This is a genomic window from Neobacillus sp. PS3-34, assembly GCF_030915465.1.
Taxonomy (GTDB): Bacteria; Bacillota; Bacilli; order Bacillales; family Cytobacillaceae; genus Neobacillus_A.
Map to the genome: position 1 here is coordinate 4371560 of NZ_CP133267.1, position 21189 is coordinate 4392748.

The 21189-nt window shown below is 38.0% G+C and carries 22 protein-coding genes and 4 pseudogenes; 18 read left to right on the top strand and 8 right to left on the bottom strand.

The window, feature by feature from the left end:
• Window positions 1-28: 28 nt before the first annotated feature.
• Both RCG23_RS23005 and RCG23_RS23010 read right to left on the bottom strand, forming a co-directional pair.
• Entirely contained in the window at window positions 29-1246 is a 1218-nt protein-coding gene (locus RCG23_RS23005; RefSeq protein ID WP_308177559.1) for an MFS transporter, read from the bottom strand.
• Window positions 1247-1455: 209 nt separating this feature from the next.
• The gene (locus RCG23_RS23010) at window positions 1456-1644 is read right to left on the bottom strand and encodes a hypothetical protein (RefSeq protein WP_308177560.1); all 189 of its coding nucleotides are present in this window, start codon (window positions 1642-1644) and stop codon (window positions 1456-1458) included.
• A gap of 200 nt (window positions 1645-1844) precedes the next feature.
• Here RCG23_RS23010 and RCG23_RS23015 point away from each other — a divergent pair, with 200 nt between their 5' ends.
• The 8 genes from RCG23_RS23015 to RCG23_RS23050 all read left to right on the top strand — a co-directional run bounded on the left by RCG23_RS23015 (window position 1845) and on the right by RCG23_RS23050 (window position 10043).
• A complete protein-coding gene (locus tag RCG23_RS23015; RefSeq protein WP_308177561.1) occupies window positions 1845-3122 on the top strand; it encodes an MFS transporter in 1278 nt (425 codons plus the stop codon).
• Between the two features lie 18 nt (window positions 3123-3140).
• Window positions 3141-3380: a hypothetical protein gene (locus RCG23_RS23020; protein ID WP_308177562.1), complete on the top strand. Its 240-nt coding sequence runs from the start codon at window positions 3141-3143 to the stop codon at window positions 3378-3380.
• A 130-nt stretch (window positions 3381-3510) separates the two neighbouring features.
• The gene (locus tag RCG23_RS23025) at window positions 3511-5445 is read left to right on the top strand and encodes a lipoteichoic acid synthase (protein ID WP_308177563.1); all 1935 of its coding nucleotides are present in this window, start codon (window positions 3511-3513) and stop codon (window positions 5443-5445) included.
• Window positions 5446-5602: 157 nt separating this feature from the next.
• Entirely contained in the window at window positions 5603-7225 is a 1623-nt protein-coding gene (locus RCG23_RS23030) for an ATP-dependent DNA helicase (RefSeq protein WP_308177564.1), read from the top strand.
• A gap of 4 nt (window positions 7226-7229) precedes the next feature.
• Complete coding sequence (locus tag RCG23_RS23035; RefSeq protein ID WP_374049780.1) at window positions 7230-7889, top strand: ATP-dependent DNA helicase; 660 nt, start codon at window positions 7230-7232, stop codon at window positions 7887-7889.
• 42 nt (window positions 7890-7931) lie between these two features.
• A complete protein-coding gene (locus RCG23_RS23040; RefSeq protein WP_308177565.1) occupies window positions 7932-8825 on the top strand; it encodes a thermonuclease family protein in 894 nt (297 codons plus the stop codon).
• A gap of 136 nt (window positions 8826-8961) precedes the next feature.
• Complete coding sequence (locus RCG23_RS23045; RefSeq protein WP_308177566.1) at window positions 8962-9495, top strand: HD domain-containing protein; 534 nt, start codon at window positions 8962-8964, stop codon at window positions 9493-9495.
• Between the two features lie 77 nt (window positions 9496-9572).
• Window positions 9573-10043: a DinB family protein gene (locus RCG23_RS23050; protein WP_308177567.1), complete on the top strand. Its 471-nt coding sequence runs from the start codon at window positions 9573-9575 to the stop codon at window positions 10041-10043.
• 48 nt (window positions 10044-10091) lie between these two features.
• On the opposite strand, the pseudogene RCG23_RS23055 reads toward RCG23_RS23050, so the two are convergent.
• Both RCG23_RS23055 and RCG23_RS23060 read right to left on the bottom strand, forming a co-directional pair.
• Window positions 10092-10567: pseudogene (locus RCG23_RS23055) on the bottom strand (hypothetical protein).
• Window positions 10568-10689: 122 nt separating this feature from the next.
• Complete coding sequence (locus RCG23_RS23060) at window positions 10690-10785, bottom strand: YjcZ family sporulation protein (protein WP_308177568.1); 96 nt, start codon at window positions 10783-10785, stop codon at window positions 10690-10692.
• Window positions 10786-11050: 265 nt separating this feature from the next.
• Here RCG23_RS23060 and RCG23_RS23065 point away from each other — a divergent pair, with 265 nt between their 5' ends.
• On the top strand, window positions 11051-11425 hold the full coding sequence (locus RCG23_RS23065) for an NUDIX domain-containing protein (protein ID WP_308177569.1): 375 nt from the start codon (window positions 11051-11053) through the stop codon (window positions 11423-11425).
• A 383-nt stretch (window positions 11426-11808) separates the two neighbouring features.
• Here the strand turns inward: RCG23_RS23065 and RCG23_RS23070 are convergent, their stop codons facing one another.
• From RCG23_RS23070 to RCG23_RS23080, 3 genes are read right to left on the bottom strand one after another with little or no spacing between them, the layout of a single operon-like run.
• A complete protein-coding gene (locus RCG23_RS23070) occupies window positions 11809-12702 on the bottom strand; it encodes a cbb3-type cytochrome c oxidase subunit I (protein WP_308177570.1) in 894 nt (297 codons plus the stop codon).
• A gap of 8 nt (window positions 12703-12710) precedes the next feature.
• Entirely contained in the window at window positions 12711-13274 is a 564-nt protein-coding gene (locus tag RCG23_RS23075; protein ID WP_308177571.1) for a cbb3-type cytochrome c oxidase subunit I, read from the bottom strand.
• Window positions 13267-13812, bottom strand: coding sequence for a cupredoxin domain-containing protein (locus tag RCG23_RS23080; RefSeq protein WP_308177572.1), 546 nt, complete (start codon window positions 13810-13812; stop codon window positions 13267-13269). Before RCG23_RS23080 ends, RCG23_RS23075 begins: the two co-directional genes overlap by 8 nt.
• A gap of 391 nt (window positions 13813-14203) precedes the next feature.
• Here RCG23_RS23080 and RCG23_RS23085 point away from each other — a divergent pair, with 391 nt between their 5' ends.
• Together RCG23_RS23085 and RCG23_RS23090 are read left to right on the top strand one after the other, a co-directional pair.
• The gene (locus RCG23_RS23085; RefSeq protein WP_308177573.1) at window positions 14204-14335 is read left to right on the top strand and encodes a hypothetical protein; all 132 of its coding nucleotides are present in this window, start codon (window positions 14204-14206) and stop codon (window positions 14333-14335) included.
• A 547-nt stretch (window positions 14336-14882) separates the two neighbouring features.
• Window positions 14883-15041 (top strand): hypothetical protein, encoded by a 159-nt coding sequence (locus RCG23_RS23090; RefSeq protein ID WP_308177574.1) that lies wholly within the window; start codon window positions 14883-14885, stop codon window positions 15039-15041.
• A gap of 540 nt (window positions 15042-15581) precedes the next feature.
• On the opposite strand, the gene RCG23_RS23095 is transcribed toward RCG23_RS23090, so the two are convergent.
• The gene (locus RCG23_RS23095; protein WP_308177575.1) at window positions 15582-16091 is read right to left on the bottom strand and encodes a hypothetical protein; all 510 of its coding nucleotides are present in this window, start codon (window positions 16089-16091) and stop codon (window positions 15582-15584) included.
• Window positions 16092-16371: 280 nt separating this feature from the next.
• On the opposite strand from RCG23_RS23095, the pseudogene paaA reads away from it, so the two are divergent.
• The 7 genes and pseudogenes from paaA to RCG23_RS23130 all read left to right on the top strand — a co-directional run bounded on the left by paaA (window position 16372) and on the right by RCG23_RS23130 (window position 21164).
• Window positions 16372-17339 (top strand): annotated as a pseudogene (paaA, locus tag RCG23_RS23100) (1,2-phenylacetyl-CoA epoxidase subunit PaaA).
• A gap of 24 nt (window positions 17340-17363) precedes the next feature.
• Window positions 17364-17704, top strand: a pseudogene (paaB, locus tag RCG23_RS23105) (1,2-phenylacetyl-CoA epoxidase subunit PaaB).
• Window positions 17704-18525, top strand: a complete 822-nt coding sequence (paaC, locus tag RCG23_RS23110) for a 1,2-phenylacetyl-CoA epoxidase subunit PaaC (RefSeq protein WP_308177576.1) — start codon at window positions 17704-17706, stop codon at window positions 18523-18525. Before paaB ends, paaC begins: the two are co-directional and overlap by 1 nt.
• Window positions 18526-18584: 59 nt before the next feature.
• Window positions 18585-19088 carry a 1,2-phenylacetyl-CoA epoxidase subunit PaaD gene (gene paaD / locus RCG23_RS23115; protein ID WP_308177577.1) on the top strand — a complete coding sequence of 168 codons (504 nt, stop codon included), beginning with the start codon at window positions 18585-18587 and terminating at the stop codon, window positions 19086-19088.
• 212 nt (window positions 19089-19300) lie between these two features.
• The gene (locus RCG23_RS23120; RefSeq protein WP_308177578.1) at window positions 19301-19609 is read left to right on the top strand and encodes an EthD family reductase; all 309 of its coding nucleotides are present in this window, start codon (window positions 19301-19303) and stop codon (window positions 19607-19609) included.
• Window positions 19602-20378 (top strand): enoyl-CoA hydratase/isomerase family protein, encoded by a 777-nt coding sequence (locus tag RCG23_RS23125; protein ID WP_308177579.1) that lies wholly within the window; start codon window positions 19602-19604, stop codon window positions 20376-20378. The genes RCG23_RS23120 and RCG23_RS23125 overlap by 8 nt, the downstream gene beginning before the upstream one ends.
• 13 nt (window positions 20379-20391) lie before the next feature.
• A pseudogene (locus tag RCG23_RS23130) lies at window positions 20392-21164 on the top strand (enoyl-CoA hydratase-related protein).
• Window positions 21165-21189: the final 25 nt, after the last annotated feature.

Consider the following 21189-nt stretch of genomic DNA (forward strand, 5'->3'; position numbering starts at 1 on the left):
GGATGGTTTTTTCATCCTGCTTTACTCGTTATCGAAGTTTCCAAAGTGGAGTTCTTAAATAGATAAGGAAGAAGACAATATTCCAGATTGCTGAACCGATGAATATTGGTATTGGACCAAACCAAAGCAGCGCAAAGCCTGCAAAGTACATTGCCAACGGCATCGCCGTTCTAAAGAGTGTTCCCGTAATACCGCCAATTCTTCCCATAAGGTGTGGAGATGTTTGTTCGTGCCGGATTGTATAGGATGTAATAATATAAAATGAAAGTGAAATTCCATTTAAAAATAATCCAAGAGTAAAGACGTATAGACTTTGTCCTGCAGAGAAGATCAGATAAGAAAGACTGCTTAACAGGAATGACACCCCAAATAAGCCGCCGATACCAGTTTTTTGCCGTAATCGTGAAGCAAGCAAGCTTCCAAGCCCACCTCCGGCACCAGACATTGATAGGACGATTGCCAATAGAGAAGACGATAGATGGAGAACATCTTTAGCATAAAATATAACAGTCGTACTGACGACAATCATCGAGCAATTGATAAAAATAATAAATAATGTCATCGTATAAAGAGTTGTATTTGTTTTAAAGGCAGCCCAGCCCTCGGACAGTTCCCTCCAGAAGTTTTCCTGTTTCCTTTTCATGTCATGATTTATTTCCATTTGCCATAACAGCACTATACAAATTAAATAGGCAAAAGCAGAAATGAAAATACCATTTGAAATATCAGCAAAAAGAAATGCCAGTCCGGACAATGCCGGGCCCATTATACTTACGAGTGTCTCCATTAAACTAAATTTCGCATTGGCACTAGTAAGTTTTTCTGAAGGCACGATTAATTTTGTCAGGCTAATTTGAGCGTTAAAATATCCATAATTAAAGGTCATTAACAAAAATCCAATCATGTAATAAATAAACATCCATTCATTTTGTGATCGAAATAGAAATCCCATTGTAAACAAAAGAATCGCCTGAGTAGCAGTCATCCACAGAACCCATTTTTTCTTATTGACCCGATCTACAAGAACACCGACAAAAATTCCAAAGATAAAATTTGGTAACAATTCTGCTGTTCGCATCGATGTCATTGCGACAGGAGAATGGGTCATATCATACATAACAAGTGGCAGGACAATTTCATAGACCTTGTTTCCTATGGTTAATAATAGAGAACTAAGCAACAGCATTGAAAATGATTTATTTTCCATTCGTACTGTCTTATTTCGAGAAATGATTTGAGCTTGCATTTTTCTTTCACTCCAATTCAACATTTATGTTTTTATTTTAAATTGGAGTTCATTATTAAAAAATTCCATATTTATTCTTTTGTTTTTCTGCTTTTATTTAACATTCTCCTGTCGTTATGAATTAAAAGTAGAAATATATAAGGCAAGTTTTCCAGTAAATTAACTGATAAGGTAAAATACGAAAAGGCCGCCAATGGCAGCCTTTTTAATTATTTATCATATGGATAATCAATTCTGTTACCGTTAATGGTTCCCGAGCTTTGCGGGTCTTTAACAGAATTCATATAGCTTTCAAACTCATCTTGAACCTCTTTTGGTGCTCCGGGCTTTAAATGCCAGTTTCCAGGTTCATCGACAAAATAAGGGCTTTTTGTAAATTCCGGTCGAATTTCAGGCATATTATCACCTCATTTCTTCCTATTTATATTCCCCATAGGCACCGTTAAAAAACATTAGTAACATCAATAAAATGTAAAGCAATTTTTTAAAAAATAAGGAAAAAAACATATTGCATATCAGCTATTTACGGGAGTATGATATCTAAGGAAACAGAGAGAAAATGCCAAAAATTTGATATTTACAATCAGGGATTTCCCCATTGAAAGAAGATGGATGCATGAATCAGCCAGAGAAAATTAATCGTTTGAACGAACGAAATAGCATAAAAAACGGAATTGCTTCAACTATTGTCATGAATGTTAGCAATAACTATTTTTCCCTTTTTGCGATTGGAGTGCTGGGCGCAACAAATTATCAGGTTGGCTTAATAAACTCCCTGCCGCAATTCATTGGTATGTTTGCCATGATTGTTTGTTCAATGATGATGAATGGAATGCAAGAAAAAAAGCGTTTTACAGGTTACTCGATATTCTTTACGAGGCTTTTTTTGGTTTTTATGTTTTTTATCCTGTATATTCCTTCAGATTTTCAAAGCTGGGCATTTGTCATTCTGGTTGGATTTATGAATTTTCCTGGCGCCTTTTCAAATCTTAGCTGGCAGTCTTTTATAGGAGATTTGATTCCCGATCACAGGAGAAGCTCTTTTTTCAGTGACCGAAATCGTGTTTTAACGATTGTAGGAATGATTACGACGTTTATAATTGGAGTTATCCTTCAGCAATTCGATAAGAGCAATTCGCTTCCTTATAAAATTTTATTTCTGGGCGCGTTTATATTTGGAATCATCGAAGTATATTATTTAAACAAGCATATTGAGCCTAAAAGAACTGTAGAAAAAAGAACGAAAAAAGTTCAGGGATTTATAGATTGGTCAGCCTTTAAAGATAAACCATTTGCTTATTTCTTAATTTGCAGTCTTTTCTTTAATTTTGCGTGGCAAATGGCCTGGTCTTTATTCAGCATTTACCAAATCAAAGAAGCACATGCAACAGGACTATGGATTAGCCTGTTTACGGTAGCAAACCAGATTGCCCAGATCGCCAGTTACCGCTGGTGGGGAAAAATGGCTGATAAGCACAGCAATGCAAAAATGTTAATTTTTGCGGCGCTTGGCATGGCATCAGCTCCCATACTTACCATTTTGTCAGATAACCTAATTTATTTGGTACTCGTAAACGCATCATCTGGATTATTTGTTTCCGGGACCGTGCTTATTTTATTTAACCAATTACTAGAAGTTACGAACGAACATAATAGAGGCGCATATATTGCCAATTATAATATTTTATTGGCTATCATTGGTTTCATTGCCCCTCAATTTGGGGTATTTCTTCTTGAATCAACCAGTATGGATCTAGCCATGACACTATCAAGTATACTAAGGGCTGCTAGTGCCATTCCATTTTTTATCCTTTACTCTTATATGAAGAAGAATAAACTAATAACACATTTACTAAGCAAATCATCAACTAATTGAATCTAAGGGGATTTTCCGATGAGCGAATGCAAATTAAATCATTCAGTAGAAGATGTTAGAAAAAAATTTGAAACCCAGACAGCATTTCTTCCGTCTTATATACAGGAGGCTTTTCCATCTTTTATAAACGCAGGGCCAAACCAGCCTGACCTCAACGAAGTGTTCCATTATTTTAAAAAATATGACCTATCTTCTGAAAGTGAAAGAAAAGTGCGGGATAATGGCCTAAAAGATATTTTTGCGAAATATCACGAATAAAGTCAGAAAAAATAAAGTTTAATGGGTGGAATCAATTGGCATCCATATTGATTTTATTTTTTCTAAATATGTGATATAGTAGTTGAGGTTCGTTTACCGTTAGTTACTGGTAAGTGAGAGGAGAAATAAAATGAAAAAACTTATACTGCCGAAGGAAATGAAAAACAGCCATATCGCCTTTTTCATGACTGCTGTTGTGCTTTTCTGGATAAAAACATATACGGCATACAAAATCGAATTTAACCTTGGGATTGATAATTCCCTGCAGCAATTTTTACTGTTCATTAACCCAATCAGTTCAGCGCTATTCTTTTTTGGCTTAGGCCTATTATTTAAAAAGCGCGCAAAAATGTTCATTATCATTACGAACTTTCTTTTGTCATTCCTGCTTTATGCAAATATTGTGTATTATCGGTTCTTTAATGATTTTGTTACAGTACCGGTATTAATGCAGACCAAAACAAATGCAGGGCAGCTGGGGGACAGTGCACTATCATTAATGTCAGTGTTCGATATTTTATATTTTACAGATACTGCATTGTTGATTGTACTTGCACTTAAAGTGTTCAATAAAATTACCGAGACTAATAGAAAACCTTTTAAGATTGTATTATTATTTTCAATCGCTGCTTTCCTCTTTAATCTTGGGCTTGCAGAAAAGGATCGTCCTCAATTATTGTCACGATCTTTTGACCGTGCCTATTTAGTAAAATATCTAGGTGCCTATAACTTTACTATTTATGATATTATCCAGAACATCAAATCATCCAGTCAGCGTGCTCTTGCTGACAGCAGTGATATTACAGATGTTGAAAACTATCGGAAAGCGAACTATTCTCAGCCAAATCCAGCTTATTTTGGTAAAGCAAAAGGCATGAATGTAATTTATGTATCTATGGAGTCATTGCAGAACTTTGTTATTGGTTACAAGCTGAATGGACAGGAAGTAACACCTTTCTTAAATTCACTTGCACATGACAATAATACATTTTACTTTGATAACTTTTACCATCAAACAGGGCAAGGTAAAACATCAGATGCAGAATTCCTAATGGAAAACTCTCTGTATCCTATGGCACAAGGTTCTGTATTTGTTAATAAGGCACAGAATACCTACCATGCAAGCCCTGCCATCTTAAAAGGTCACGGCTATAATTCTGCCGTGTTCCATGGAAACTATAAAACATTCTGGAACCGTAACGTTATGTACAAGGCTCTTGGATATGACCAATTCTTTGATGCAGAATACTATGACATGTCAGAAGAAAATACAAAGAACTATGGCATGAAGGATAAACCGTTCTTTTCAGAATCAATGCCAATGCTTAAAAGCTTAAAGCAGCCTTTTTATACAAAGTTCATTTCACTGTCTAACCACTTCCCATTTGAAATGGATCCGCAGGATACGGACTTTCCTGCAGGAAATTTCGGTGATGATGTTGTTAATCAGTATTTCCAGTCTGCCCATTATATGGACCAGGCACTGGAGCAATTCTTTAACGATTTGAAAACTTCCGGCCTATATGACCATACTATTGTTGTTCTGTATGGTGACCATTACGGTATTTCTGAAAACCATGATGACGCAATGGCAAAAGTTTTGGGTGTGGATGAAATTACTCCAACTCAAAGCGCAGCCCTTCAGCGCGTACCATTGTATATTCACGTTCCAGGCGTAAAAGGCGGCATACAGCATCAGGTCGGCGGTGAAGTAGATGTCCGCCCAACCGTTCTTCACCTATTAGGTATTGATACAAAGGACTTTATGGAATTTGGTTCTGATTTATTATCCAAACAGCACCGTAATTTTGTCCTTTTCCGAAATGGTGATTTTGTTTCGACTGATGTATCTCAATTGAACGAAAAATGCTACCAGAACGCTACTGGCGAACTAGCAACAGGAACACCATGTAAAGAGATTGATGAAAAAGTGAAGACTGAGCTTGATATGTCAGATGAAGTTGTTTATAAGGATCTATTAAGATTCTATAAACCACAAGGCTTTACACCTATCAACCCTCAGGATTACGAATATCTTTCACCAAAAGAAAAGAAGTCAAAATAATACTGGCAGAGTGAAGATCATTCTTCACTCTGTTTTTTTATACCCCGCCTGAGGGTCTACACTTTTTCTAATCTTGAGCTAAGGGGAATGGCGTGATAAAATAATTACAGAACAAACATTCGTATGTTCTGATTGTACAATAACAGAGGGGAGTTATATGGCTATGCCTGAAGAATATAAGATTTCAGTCCGCCCCCTTGTAGAATATGTGTTCCGGCAGGGCAGCATCGACTCCCGTTTCCATCCCAGTTCCTCTATGACCGATGGAACAAGAGCTCATCAAAAAATTCAAAAAACCTATCGGGAATGTGATCAAAAAGAAGTTCCTCTAAAAACAAGCGTTAAGCATAAAAGTCTGCTTTTTCATATTGAGGGGAGATGTGATGGCATTATTGCACTTCCTGAGGGGAAAATGATGATTGATGAAATCAAATCAACTTCAGGCAGACTTGAAGGAATTTCAGAAGATTCGCATCCAGTACACTGGGCACAGGCTATTTGTTATGCCTTTATGTTTGCAAAAGAAAAGCAGCTCGATCAAATAACAGTCCAGTTAACTTATTACCAAATTGCTGAAGAAGAAATTAAGCAGTTTAAAAAAACCTTTCTCTTTGATGAATTGGAGAAATTTCTAGGTAATATAATTGAAATCTACTACCCATTTGCCAAATTAATAATAAATCATAGAACACTGAGCATTCAAAGCATAAAAAATATAAATTTTCCTTTTGACTCATTTCGGCAGGGCCAAAAGAAACTTGCCGCTTCTGTTTATGCATCTATTAGGGACGACAAAGAATTATATGTAAATGCGCCTACAGGGGTTGGCAAAACCATTTCAACCCTGTTTCCGTCTATAAAAGCAATGGGTGAAGGTATGGTTAAACGGATTTTCTACCTAACTGCCAAAACAATTACAAGGCAGGCTGCAGAAGAAAGCCTGAGCTTAATGATTAAGAAAGGCCTAGTCTTGAAAGCCGTGACAATAACAGCTAAGGAGAAAGTTTGCTTTAATGACCAGACTGTTTGCCAGAAAGACCTTTGTCCATTCGCAGATGGTTATTATGACAAAGTTAACTCAGCCATTTTGGATATTTATGAACACGAAAATCTTATGGACAGAATGACAATTGAAAAGTATGCGAGAAAACATTCCATTTGCCCCTTTGAGTTTTCTCTGGATCTTGCATATATAGCTGATGTGATTATTTGTGATTATAATTACGTTTTTGACCCTCGGGTTTATTTAAAGCGGTTTGCCGATGAACAAAAAAAGTGGTCTATTTTATTAATAGACAAGGCCCACAATTTAATTGACCGGGCGAGAGGAATGTTTTCTGCACGTCTAGTTAAATCGGCTTTTCTATTAATAAAAAAGGCTTATAAAGGGAGAAACAAGCCTATTTATGAATGCTCAAAGAAAATTAATCAATATTTTATCGATTTAAGGAAAAAAGCGAATAAAAGAGGGGAATGCATCCTAGATGGACTGCCTGATGCTCTTATTAATCATCTCGAGGAATTCATTGAATACGCGGAGGGTGAGCTAGCTGCAGGAGGAAACGATTCTGTTCTTCTGGATGTTTACTTTTCTTCGCTTGCGTTCGTTAAAATCTCTAAATTTTATAATGACCGTTATGTTACCTTTGCCGAGCTTGATCGGAACGATGTAAACCTGAAGCTTTATTGCATTGATCCATCTGAATTATTAAGTAAGATGGGAAAAGGTTATAAATCCAAAATTTATTTTTCTGCCACGCTCCGCCATAGATTATTTTAAGGAAATGCTGGGAGCTGAAGAAACTGCTTATCAATTTGCCATCCCCAGCCCTTTTTCCAGCAGCCAGTCAGAGATATTTATTAGTCCTATTTCAACAAGATATCGGGACAGGGAAAGGTCGATAAGCCCCATTTCAACTATTATTAGGGATCTGGTTAGTGAAAGGCCAGGCAACTATTTTATATTTTTTCCTTCCTATCAGTACATGAAAGATGTTTATGAGCTATTCGTAAAGGAGAACCCTTTTATGGATACGATAATCCAGCTTGGGCAAATGGCAGAAGATGAAAGAGAAAGCTTTTTAAAACAATTTCGTACCGACAGGGAGAAACCTCTGATTGGCTTTGCAGTAATGGGCGGCATATTCTCGGAGGGGGTGGATTTAAAGGGCGACAGGCTTAAAGGCGTGGTTGTAGTAGGAACAGGCTTGCCACAAATATGTCTTGAACGAAACATAATTATGGACTATTTTTCAAGTCAAGGAAAAAACGGCTATGATTATTCCTACATTTATCCTGGCTTTAACAAAGTTTTACAGGCTGGTGGCCGCCTTATCCGATCTGAACAGGATACAGGAACGATCGTTCTGATAGATGACCGTTTCCTTGAAAAAAGATATCTAAACCTCTTACCTACAGAATGGAAGGATTTCAACATCATATGAACTTAACAACATCTTAAAAAGTATTTTTTAGAGGAGAACATAATGAATCACAAAAATACACAGTTGGTCTCAAGCCTCATCCTCATGATTTTGCTGTTAACTGGATGTGCTGCCACAGAAACGGGCCAGCATCAAAATAACAATGTTATTAGTGAAAATAATTCTAGCCCACAATCAGTCAAACCCAATAAAATAGAACCAAAAAATGAAGTAAAAAAGCAGGAAAAATCGCTTAACAAAAACCTACATGAAGCTACTGTCGTAAAAAACGTTGATGGCGATACGATCGTTATCAATTTGAATGGCAGGGAAGAGAAAGTCAGAATGCTTTGTATCGATACCCCAGAGACACACCATCCCCGCCTCGGGGTACAGCCATACGGTCCTGAAGCATCCAGCTTTACAGAAAAGACACTTTATGTTGGCAGGAAGATTCAAGTAGAAACGGGCATTGGGGACGGCAGGGACAAGTATGGAAGGCTTCTGGCTTATATTTACACGGACGGTAAAATGTTTAATGAAACTCTTTTAGAAAAAGGGCTGGCCCGGGTTGCGTATGTTTATGCACCCAATACTAAATATGTAGATGAGTTTTATGCCATTCAAAAGAAGGCACAGAATCAGGGCATTGGAATCTGGTCAGTTGAAAATTATGCGAGGGAAGACGGTTTTCATGCTGATTCTTCCAATAACCCTAAGCAAAATACTTCTGTTAGCCAAACGACTGGCTCTTCTTCACGGGGCAATTATGTAAACAATCCATCAGACGATAAAGAAGCAAATAATAGCTGTAAGGGAAAAATTAAAGGGAATGTGAATTCTCATATTTATCATGTACCCGGAGGTTCCTATTATGACACATCAATGGATAATATCATGTGGTTTTGCAGTGAAAAAGAAGCCGTTGAGGCTGGATACAGAAAATCAAAAAGGTAATTAAAAGGGTAAGGCGGCCTTCAAAAGGCAATACTTTAATCGGGTATTGCCTTTTTATTATCAATGTAACGCCAATGTTTAAAAAAGCGGTAAGCAGGATAGAGATTTATACATTTTAAAAATGGAGGAACCGGTAATGAGAGATGTTACTCTAACACAGATTTTTGAACACCATATTGCCCAGAAGTTTTTAAACCGGTCCGGAATTGCCCATGCGGTTGCTGTTGCCTACCATGCATTTCATTTAGCAGAGGAACATAATGTTGATACTGATGTAGCAGCAAAAGCTGGTTTATTACATGATATCGGCCACTTCACTTGGTATAAAAATGGGAAATGGGACTATGAGCTATATAAAAAAAATGACATTCATGCGATAAAAGGGGCAGAAAGAGCACACAAGCTTCTTATCCGACTCGGTGAAAATCCAATTAAAGCAAAAGAGATTGCGTTAGCTATTCTTTTCCATACCGATTCGTTTTTACCCACCAATGATATTGTCCGGACACCACTTCAAGAGGTAGTAAAGTGGGCAGATGAAAAAGATGAAGAAGAAGGCGGCCAGCACCATTATCGGAAAATTAGTGTCGATAGGGCCAGAAACAGTCTTAGCAGACTGGACGAAATGATAGACAGGAAAATCACACAAAAAAATCAAAAAATAAATTAGGTTAAAGTTGCGAATATGGCAGTTCCAATTAGATAATATAAATAAGTTATTTGACTGAAAACAAAGGGGGATAGGGGATGAGTGAACTATTATTTAAACAATTCGAGCTTACAAGAGGATTTTTGCTAAAGGCAATCACAGGAATTGATCGAGAAACAGCAGATATTCAACCTGAAGGCTTTAATAACACGATCCATTGGCACATAGTCCATGTATTGACGGTAACTGAGCAATTTATGTTTGGTTTCCCCAAAAAATCAAAAAATCTGGCAGTAAATTATCTTGAACTTTTTGCTAATGGAACCAAGCCTTCTGATTGGTCTGAGCAAGTTCCTACTATAGAAGAATTAACCTTACACTTAAAAGAACAGCTTACCCGACTAAAAGAAATACCTTCCACAAGCCTTGGCGAAGCATTGAAAAAGCCTTTTCTCGGCCTTGAAACATATGGGGAACTAGCTAACATGGCTTTATTCCATGAAGGAAACCATCTTGGTCAGATTAGTGCTATGAAAAAACTAGTGGCAAAGAACATGCTTAATAAATAAAGAAAGAAAAAAGATGGGTGCCCTGGCAGGGCTTCCATCTTTTTTGCATTATATTTTTTTGAATCCTTCTTCTTCAAGATATTCGACGGCTTCTTCGTAAGTATTAAAAGTATTATCCAGATTAAGACCGAAATAAATATTCCACATTTCGTCTTCTTCAATTAGGGTAAGGGAATTATTTTCTTCGTCTGCCCAACGTTCTTCCTGCTGGTCTTCAATAATCGCTTCTTCCTCAACAGAATTTTCGTTTGGAGAAAGGGAACGAATGGAAGCGCTGATTAATTGTCTAAGTTCATCACCTGAGAAGTCGCGAATATTAACAAGGCCTTTTCGTCAGTTTGATAGCCGGATAAATTTCCCGCATATACAAAACCATTCCCATTAGGATGCAAATGATAAACAATATTCTTTTTGTCTGAAACGCTATCTTCAAAGTGAAAATTAACCCTTTTAAGGGAAACATCTTTTCTTTCTAATTCCGGAAATGATTCAATAATTGCTAATTTTTCTTCAAATGTAAGCATGTGTGCCTCCAATGTTATAAGTATCATTTTATTTTAACATAATCATCTTAAAAGCAAAGAAAGCAATTCTGCATTTACAAAAAGAAAAACGCCTGAACGGCGTTTTTCCTGGAAGATTGGAATTAGTAGCCTCTTACCATAGAAGAACCTACAATAATCAATAAAATAAAAAGCACCACGATTAACGCAAAATTACTTGAACCACCATGTCCACCCATTTTTTTTCACCTCCGCCGAATCATTGATACATCCTATGCAAAAAAAAATACTCGTGATTGGACAGACACACTAGGATTTTTAACTATCTTTAAAAAAAAGAAGACAAAAATACTTTAAGTTAGAATGTCTATTTGCCAGCAAAAACAGCGGAAGTTGTAATAACATATTTATCAAGAAAATATTACCCAAATTAAAGGAATGGAAATGATAAAAACAGAATTCCTATATTTCACAGAAAAAGTTAAACGTTAGGGATGAGGAAAAATGAGAAGGGTTGACGTTGTTTATGTCCTAATTAAGGATGAAGCAAATGAAAAAATATTAACGGTAAAAAACGTGAGGAAAACAGGGTTTGATTATACCCTCCCTGGGGGAGCGGTCGAAACAGGGGAAAACCTCGCTCAGGCAGCGATCCGTGAGGTCAAAGAAGAAACCGGGCTGGATGTAGAAATCGGAGAATTATTATCCTTGAATGAAGCATTCTACTCAGAGAGTGGCAATCATGTTCTGTTTTTTACATTTGCAGGAAAACGAACCGGAGGAGAGCTTACGATTTCCAGGCGGACGAAATTTCGGAAATCCTCTGGATGGATTATTCCTTTGGCGATAAACAGATTAAGAATTTTGGAGATGGCTTAAAAACTTTTTTTTCGAAACAATCAGCTCCCTATTATTTTAGAGGGACACTGTAAGTTCACTATAAAGAATATTAATTGAGGAACCGCCGGCAAGATGCAGGCGGTTATTTTTTGGCTATTAGGAAAGTATAAACTTTCTAGTTTATACTTTCCTATCACTCATAAGTGCACTACGCCTCTGTCTTCGCCCTTAAAGGCTCGCCAATCGGTGAGTTTTCTTTATTCTAGGTCTCAACTTGGTTCATCTCTTTGGTAGCAATAAATAAAAAGATCCGGCATTATACCGGATCACAAAAGGGGGAAGTGGTATTGCATCTGTTATTATCATAATAAGAATAAATGAACAAACTATGAATGAAAATGAAAGAATTCTTTAATAAGATTCTAAGAAGCATTTTTAAAAGATTTTGTTGTTGTCTTTTTGCCAGGCTGTTTTAATCCTACAATAAATCTAATTGTAAAAATTAATGAGGCAATCACTACCATGATTCCGCACAGTGCTCCAACCTGATCCGTTCCAATCCACTGGGGCAAATGATCTGCCCATCTTCTGGGAGCACTTAATTTTCCTGCATAAAGGAAAGAGCCAACTAATCCTGTGAAAAAAGCGAAATATATTGAAATTCCAAAGTTATCATAGCTATTCTGTTTCTGTTTTCCTTCTGTTTTGCTGAAATAATACATAAAACCAAATATCATCGCTACTACACCCATTCCCATATAAGTGTGGAAATGGCCCGGGACCCATTTCGTGTTGTGCATAATATGGTTGATAACAATCGTAGCATCAATGATAGCCGGAACCGCACCAGCAACCCATCCAAACATTGAAAGGAAAAACATGCTCGATGCAAAGTCCCACTTAATTCCAGAACGGTAAACAATCATAAGTGCTCCATAGGCTGTGACCACCATTACTGGAAGACCATTGGCATAAGAAAAAATCTGACCGACAATTAACATCCATTGTGGAACAGCAAAATCCATTAATAAATGATGTGTGTAAATCATTAATGTAAACAGGGTGGAAAAGTTCCAGGCTATCAAAAATGCTTTATTCGATTTCCATGGCCTGCCTGTATACTCTGATAACACCTCGTAAACGGCAATAACAGCCATATAAATAGTACAGTTGGCAAAAATATGTCCGAATGCATAGGTTAAATGCTTGGCAAACATTGGATCAAAAGTAAACGAAGGATATATGATATTAATTATTGAAAAGACAAGTGCTGTTGCACCAGCAAGTATTCCTGTAGAATTTGCGATTATCACCATAGTGGTCGCTACTGCTGCTGGAGGGGGCCATAACCCTTCTTCCCCCTGAAGATGTAATCCCAGCCAAGTGATTTCCCTAGACCTCCGTATTCCTTTATCAGCCTTGTTGCAAGATAAGCGTACATGATTAAATAACCAGATCCTAAAATTAGGAGGCCGAATAAGTATAGCAGTGCCCCTGTTGTCCCATTTAGTTTTGACGAAAAAGAGGGAAGAGGATATAAAAATGTCCATCCATCTGAAAATTGGTACCCAAAAATAGCAGTTAATATCATGGCAACTCCGATAAAAGATAATGCAAGGTTGATAAAAAATATTTTTGCATTCAATTCGATATGCCTTGAAAGGAAATACCACATAATTGCACTTCCTCCGAGTGCCGCTATGCCTATCATGCCAGTTCCGTGCATTGTCATAAGCTTATAAAACCATTGCGGTGAAATTTTATACAAATTTCCTTGACTTAAAAGCATGATTACACCGAATGTCATCATCAAAACAAGAATGACAGAAGTCGCTACCAACGCAAGGACAACCCCACGCTTAATGGAAGGGCTTACTTCTCTATTCATGTCCCATCCTCCCTTTTTCTTTTACTACAATATCTTTCATCATGAGGTGGTGGCCGGTACTGCAATATTCGAGACACAAGATTTTATAGGTACCCGGCTTTTTAAATGTAATATAAACATCATTTGTATATCCCGGCATAGCCTGTGTCTGGCTTATTAAATGCATATTCTCATCATAAAGTCCAAATCCATGTGTAACATCCTTGCTTGTAACACGAAATTGAACTGGTTCTCCGACATAAAAATTTTCCTCACTCAAATCCCATGCAAATTGGTATCCCTTCACATCGACTACCTTCATATCTTCAGCAGCTAATACGTGAGGTTTGTGATAAGGAAGTCTGCTAAGCGACACGGCTGATGCAAACCCCATTACCGCTAAAAGTCCAATAAAATAGTATTTTCTAATCTTGTAGCCCTTTTCCTGAATAGGAGCATAATCCTTTTGCCTTCGGGATTCACCGTAAACGAAGGAAAAAGCGAGTGCGATCAGGAAAACGAAAAAAATAGTAGCGTACCATGCAATTGACTGATACATGTTAATCCCCCCATTGCTTAATGCTCAGATGGTGGCCCCCAACCGGTCATCAGATGCACTACCATTTTAATCCTAATAATTTTAGAAATTTGTGAGATAAATCATACTTATACTATGATATGGCTGCATTTTTAAATTTCTTAGTTTAAACCTACTCTTGTAGTGGAAAATCAAAGATTAAAGACTACGAGAATGGAGCGATGAACTTTGATCAATTTTCATTCAAATATAGAAAGTAAACAGCTGGGCCTTCCATTAAAAGCACTTGGGGGAAACAGCTCTGGTTAATGAGAAAATTATTTAATTTTGAAACTAACCCCCACAATCCTAATATCCGTTCCGAACTCTTTGTTGATAAAAAAATCTAAATAATCAAAATGGAGGTTCGGTAATGGAATGTATAGGAATAGATATTGACCAATTATTAGAAGCTACCATTAATATAGAAACAGAGAATCAAAGTGTATTTATAGTAAATGATGTAGAAATTGACCAACTTCTTGATAGGACGAGGGACTGGTAATTGTTTAAAAAATGATCGGTAGGAAATACAATTAACTTTTTAAAAAAATATCTTTAACTAAAGGGGAAACGGCAGAAGTGAATCTGCCGTTTCTTTTTTTCAATCTAGTTTTTAATTTTTTACTCCGTGATTTCAAAATTCTCACTTTGGCTATTAAAAGTTCACTTCTGAGGTGCAAATATTAACATCACACGGAGAAACACATACCATTTCACAAAGGAAATATCGTGTGTTTTTTGTGGTTATAGCAAAGTTTTTATACATCTTTGCGACCTTTTTACATATGATTTCACAGTGTAATTCTAAAGGATAGAAATAATTATTGGACATTATGTTAATTTGTTGTGATTAATGGTGTAAATCCTACGAGGATTTGAACATCTTGCGGAAATTAACAAAGCAAATGCCAGGTCTGTTCGGACAGGAGAAGAAGGAAATGCCAGATGATAGTCCGAATGCAAGGTTTATTCGGACAGGAGAAGCCGATAATTACCTGAGATAGTCTGAATGAACGGGGTATTCGGACAGGAAAAGAAGAAAATGCCTGATGATAGTCCGAATGGTGGGCTTATTCAGACAGGACAAGCTGATAATTACCTGTGATAGTCCGAATGCCAGGCTATTCGGACAGGAGAAGAAGGAAAAGACTGCTGATAGTCCGAATGCGAGGCTTATTCAGACAGGAGAAGAAGGAAACGCCTGTTGAAAGTCCGAATGTGAGGCTTATTCGGACAGGAAAAGAATAAAATGCCTGCTGATAGTCCGAATACGAGGCTTATTCAGACAGGAGAAGAAGGAAAGGCCTGCTGATAGTCCGAATGCAAGGTTTATTCAGACAGGAGAAGCCGTTAACTACCTGCGATAATCCGAATGAAGGTGTTATTCAAACGCATAACTTGGTTTTACGAGAACGTTTAAAAAGTAAAACGGTTAAAATCAGGATACTTCTTAAAAAAAACAATCTATCCCAATAGAGCATAAAAGAAAGAATGGCTTGAAGAAAACTTCAAGCCATTCTTTAAGTGTATTAATATCCTTCGTTTAAATTGGCGAATTGAGTGTGATTGGTAGTGAGATTCCTCCTGCGATATACAGTTTTGCACCTCACAAGTGAACTCGTTTATTGGCTTTCCAGTGTTTTTGTATGCTTATCATCCTCTTACTTAGAGCTCAAGTGTACTTTTTAATGAACGTAAAAGTTCTGATATTAAAATTAATTGAACTTTATTACAATCAACAGATTAGCTCAATCTTCATTTTTCCTGATTTGAATGTCATCAGTGAATTTATCCTCATGTTCATTTTTCAGAAAAAGTACCGCTGCCTTTCCATCACTTGGCGAACCATCTGAAAAATTCATCGGAAACAAGGAAAAAAACATTATATAAAAGGAGAAATAAATAAATTGATACCAAAAAATTGAGCCTTCTAAAACCCCAAAAGAGATTAGACTGTAAATAACAAAAATACCTACGAAGTTAAACAGGGATCCCCCAAGATAGATCAGTGTATTTGAAATACGATTATCATATATTAATGATTTAAATTCACATGATCCATTCCAAAAGTAATATTTCCTCACTTCGATTTTCCCTAAGGAAAACAATTTCTTTCCACAACCAATGATGATTTTTCTCTCAGTTCCACCAAAAATAGAAACAAAAAAAATATGACCACTCAAATGGATAAAGGTTACAATCGGTAGAATCAGGAAAAATGAAATAAAAAATTTAATAATATCGGCTATATCAAGCATGTATATCCTCCTCTTCATTGCTGTTACTTCGTGATGTTCTTTTATCGAGGGCTGTTATATTCGTACCCGTTAGAGGGCGTAGATAACTAGTAATATTTATCAGGTAAAATATTTAGGCTTTAGAGGAAATGCACTTCTTTAAATAAGTAAATTTTCTGAAAAATAATTTGACTTTTCACTATTTTCAAGTTATTTTTGTATTAAACATATAACACTTATCTTAATAAACGATAAATAATCGTTATACGAATTACAGCCAAAAAAACAGGAGGTGGATAAAATGGAACATACCGTTTTGGATGATCAGATGAGTGAAGAGGAAAAGCAACATCGCTTCATGAAACGCATTGATGCAGGGGAAAAGATTGAAGCGGATGATTGGATGCCGGATGAATACCGGAAAACACTCATTAAGCTAATTTCGATGCATGGTATAAGCGAAATCATGGGAGCGCTGCCTGAAAAGGAATGGGTACCAAAAGCTCCATCATTAAAAAGAAAGCTTGGGATTATGGCCAAGGTACAGGATGAAATGGCGATGGCCAGCTATTACTAAGGGTAGCCGAAGACCTTATGAAGCCGTATGGCAAAAACCGCGAAAATATAATGCAGGATTTGTTTAGCGGAGATTTAAAATTCCATAATGTTTTCCATATGGAGGCGCCAACTTGGGCGGATGCAGGACTGATCGGCTGGCTTGTGGATGGGGCAGCAATTATCACACAAACCAATATGTTGGATGCTTCTTATGGTCCATATGCACGGGCTTTAAAGCGGATTTGCGCAGAAGAGGTTTTTCATGCCCAGCATGGTGAAGCTATTATTATGGCGCTTGCAGAAGGAACTCCTTTACAAAAAGAAATGGTACAGGAATCACTGAACCGCTGGTGGGAAGCATTGTTAATGTTTTTTGGACCCGGCGATGCAACTACGACTGGGACTTCAAAGCAGGATATTACAATTAAATATAAAATCAGGACAAAAACAAACGAGGACCTTAGACAGGATTTCTTTACAAAATATATTCCGCGAGTTCTGTCGCTCGGGCTCAAGCTTCCTGATGAAACGATGCATTTTGACCAAGAAAGCGATCATTGGATTTACCGTCAGCCAGACTGGAGCAAGTTTAAGGAGATAATAAAAAATAAAGGTCCGAAATCAGAATCCCGGTTGAGGCTCCGAAAAATTTCATACGAAACCAACGACTGGGTGAGAGAAGCACTAAGTTCTAAAACTACAAGTCCATGATATTTATAGGAAGGGGGGATTCCGATGACAGAAGGTTTTTACACGGAATATGAAGTATTTAGCCGCCGTTCGGACACGACACCGCTCCAATACCAGTTTTCCCTGCTTGCCCCAAACGAAGAGCTCGCATTGGTAATGGCCAGGAAAATTTTATGCGCCGTGAACCTGCTGCTGATATCTGGGTAGTTAAAAGAACAGATATTAGAAAAATGACACCTGAGGAAAAGGAGTCGTTGAAAAGGCTGGACAATAAAGATTATCGAAATACCAAGGGTTATGGATACTTGAAAAAGAAATGGCGCCATTATGAACAAGGGATGCTGGATGAGAATGAAATTATGTCGTGGGGAGGGAAAAAGCCTTAATGAAGATTATCAATGCAGATGAAGCTTTGAAAAATAATGCGTATAAATCAGCGTTGACAGAACTATTATATCAGCTTGCCGATGATGACTTCATTCTTGCCTACCGCGGTTCAGAATGGCTCGGTCTTGCCCCGCATATCGAGGAAGACGTTGCCTTCTCATCTATCAACCAGGATACAATGGGCCATGCAGCCATGTTTTATCAGCTTCTTGAAGAGCTTGGTGAGGGAAAGATGGATGACCTTGCACATTCCCGCTTGCCTTCAGCGAGAAGAAATGCTTGCTTGTTGGAAATTGTAAATGGTACGGGCCATTATCTTGATGAACCAAGGTATGATTGGGCGTTTGCAGTTGTCCGCCATTATTTTTCTACAGTGGCAAAAAAAATCCGTATGGAATCTCTGAAAAACTCTTCCTATCAGCCACTTGCCGATACAGCAGCACGAGTAAATATTGAACTGTATTATCACATGCTGCATTGGAAAACCTGGTTTCAACAGCTCATGCTTGCCGGCGGCGAAGCGAGAACTAGGATGGAGAAAGCAATTAACAATGTGATGGCAGATTTTGAAGGCGTTTTAACATTAGGGACAAACGGGCAGGATATCGTTAAATTTGCAATAATCGAGCATGACCAAGCAATGAAAAAACGCTGGGTTTCAATAATGCAGCCTGTTTTTGTAGGGGTAAATGCTAGCTTGCCAGAAACCTTTGGCATGAGAAGCGGAAATGGCCGCAATGGAGAACATACGAAGGATTTGGAAAACGCGCTTGAAACATTAAATGAAGTGTATAGCCTGGACCCTGCGGCAAGCTGGTAATGAGAAGTTTGCAAAATATTCTTGAATAAAACCTTAAAACATTTAAGGGACTGATTAATGTGCATAATGTATCTGCCGAAGAATTAACGCACCAAGTATTGAAAGCGCTTCAAAAAGTACATGATCCTGAAATTTCGACTGTTTCCATCGTAGATCTTGGAATGCTTGAAGCAATCGAAATCACCTCTGATATTATTCGGGTGAAGCTGGTTCCGACATTTCTTGGATGCCCGGCACTGGAAATCATTCGTCAAAATGTTGAAAGTGCTTTGAAATCCATTTCGGAAGAAAAAACGCTTGAAATTCTATTTATCTATCACGTTCCCTGGACATCGGATCGAATTTCTGAGGAAGGAAGGGTTCGTCTTAAGGAATTTGGAATAGCTCCACCACCAAGATTTTTGACTGAAACAGGCAGCTGGGAAGTGGATTGCCCATACTGTGATTCTCCTTATACAACTCTAGAAAACCTCTTCGGCCTAACTGCGTGCAGGAGCATTCTTTACTGCAGGTCCTGCAAAAATCCTTTTGAAGCTATGAAACCTATGTCTATTAATATGTAAAAATATTAAAGCGCAAGCGTCCGTTTAGCGACGTATGGACTGGACCACTCCGAACGAGATAAAGGAAACACGAAGAACGTAAGTGATTCGATGTTGACTTATCGTAAGGAGGAGAGGGAAGTCCACTAGTCGCTGGGCGCTGGAGCTAGACATCAGTACAATTAGAAAATGATATTTTTTATCAAACAAAAAACTTTGAGGAGAGATGAAGAATGATTAAAATGATCGCCCTTTACAAACACCCGGAAAATAAGGAAGTTTTCGACGAGTACTATAAAGGTACACATACACCTATCACTGAGAAAATACCTGGCCTCCGCAAAATGGAAGTAACTAAGATTATTGGCAGCCCAATGGGGGGAGAAGGAAAGTATTACTTGATGTGTGAAATGTATTATGACGATATGGCTTCCTTTAAAGCTGCAATGAAAACCGATGAAGCAAAAGCTTCAGGGAAGGATGCAATGAAATTCGCTGGCGATTTAATTACTTTAATGATTGGCGAAGAAGTAAATGAGTAATTTCGAATATATCGAAACAAGGGTAGAAGGCAATATTGGATTTATCGAGCTTAACCGCCCCAAAGTGCTTAATGCCTTAAACCGTGGAATGATTTCCGAGATTTTAGCCGCGATGGATAATTTCGATCGGAATGATGATGTCAGGGCAATGATTTTAAGCGGTAAAGGAAGATGCTTCGCCGCTGGCGCAGACATCGACGAAATGGCGGAAGCAGGTTCTGTGGATATTGAGTTGATGAATCAGTTTACAGACTGGGACCGCATCGCCTGGATCAAGAAACCGATCATAGGCGCTATTCATGGCTTTGCGCTTGGCGGAGCCTTTGAACTTGCACTTTGCTGTGATTTGCTGATTGCTTCCGAGGATGTTGAATTTGGTTTTCCCGAGGTACTTCTGGGAGTGATGCCTGGTGCCGGCGGAACGGTCCGTCTAACCAAATTAGCTGGAAAGACTAAGGCGATGGAATGGCTTTTTACGGGAAGAAGGATTTCAGCCAGCGAGGCGCTGCATTTCGGGATTATTAATAAAGCAGTTTCCAAAGAACTTCTTCTGGAAGAAGCCGTCCGCTTTGCGAATTCGATTGCGGTGCAGCCTCCTCTTTCGATTCGCTTTATTAAAGAATCTGTTTTAAAAGCAATCGATGCCAGCATTTATGAAGGCATGCAATTTGAACGTAAAAACTTCTCTATGCTTTTTTCCTCACAAGATCAAAAAGAGGGAATGAAAGCGTTTATCGAAAAAAGAAAAGCAAATTTCACAGGCAAATAAGGGGGCTACATACGTGTTTGAAACAGTTCATTATGAAGTACGCGGCCCGGTTGCCTGGCTGACGCTCAATCGGCCGAAAAATTAAATGCTTTTAATGAAAAATTAAATAAAGAGGTACAGCTTGCCGTAAAGGAAGCCTCCAGAAATGATGAAGTAAGGGCTGTTGTAATTACCGGGGCTGGCCGTGCGTTTTGTTCTGGCCAGGACTTGGAAGGTGTTGACGAAGGCCTGAATCTTGGAGAAGTTTTAAGGAGACGTTATAACCCAATGGTCCTTGAGATCGAAAAATGTGAAAAGCCGGTGATTGCGGCCATTAATGGAGTAGCAGCTGGCGCGGGTCTTAGCCTTGCCCTTGCATGTGACTTCCGAATTGCCTCTGAGAAAGCGAGTTTAATAGAAGCGTTTATTCATGTCGGTCTTATTCCGGATGCGGGCAATCTATATTACCTTCCACGTCTCATTGGCCATGCAAAAGCAATGGAGCTAGCTGTATTAGGTGAAAAGATTTCTGCAGCTGAAGCTTATAATCTTGGACTTGTAACTCGGACTGTTTCTGCGGATACATTTTACGAAGAGGTTTCTTCCTTCGCAGAAAGGCTTGCGTCCATGCCTACAAAAGCAATTGGCCTTATTAAACGAAACTTAAAAGCAAGCTGGCACTTAAGCCTGGAAGAGTTTTTGGAAAAAGACGCCCAGGGACAGAGAATTGCTGGACAGACAGAGGATCACAAGGAAGGCGTAAAGGCATTCCTTGAAAAAAGAAAAGCTGTTTTTAAAGGCCGCTAATATTTCTAAGCTTTTTATATATCAA